Annotated in this window: 1 protein-coding gene; it reads left to right on the forward strand. The window is 35.9% G+C overall.

Features of this window, described 5'->3' with window-relative positions:
* On the forward strand, positions 1–603 hold a 603-nt coding region (locus ACFIO5_RS11530), incomplete at its 5' end, for an MFS transporter (RefSeq protein WP_522729888.1).
* Positions 604–764: the final 161 nt, after the last annotated feature.

The following is a 764-nucleotide window of genomic DNA, read 5'->3' on the forward strand; positions in this document are numbered from 1 at the left end:
CCTGCTGTTTTAAATGCTCAAAAAACAAGTCCTCTACGCGAACTTTGTGTATTAAAGCAAAAGCAGGTGTGGTTTCTCTTGATGATGGTTTCGGTTGGAGCATCAGGATTATTTTCTGTTTTTACTTATATTAAGTCAACATTAATGCATATTTCCGGTGTTTCGCTTGATTGGGTACCATTTATTATGCCGTTAGTTGGATTGGGGATGGTGGTAGGTAATCTTTTGGGACCTAAATTGGCAGTAAAAATTGGTATTTCACCATTGATATTTTTTTCTATGCTTTGGAGCACATTTGTTTTTTTCTTTTTATCTCATGCTCCATTAACCGCAGCATTAGGATGCTTTTTGGTTGGTACTTCTTTTGCAGCTATGCCTTCTATACAAACAAAAATCATGAATGTTGCTTTCCATGGACAGATTTTAGCGGGAGCATTGATGCAATCTGCTTTTAATATTGCCAATGCTCTTGGAGCGGAATCTGGAGCATGGGTTTTGAAGTTGGGCTATAGTTATGAATACACTGCTGTTCTGGGGGGTATTTTAACCCTCTGTGGATTATTAATTTTTTGCTTTTTATGTTATATGGAAAAGCGTAATTAACATTTCTTTTTGTTCTTGAGAGAAAAAGATATTTTTTTGTCTTTTTAGTTTTTTGATTGTCCTGTTGGATTTTTAAATAGGCTATAGGAAACCCGTAGGGCAAATGGAATACCAAGACAGAATAAAAGACTGATAAGTACTGCAAGAAGAGTTTTGGCTGC

The sequence above is a fragment of the Bartonella sp. AA86SXKL genome, from assembly GCF_042196885.1.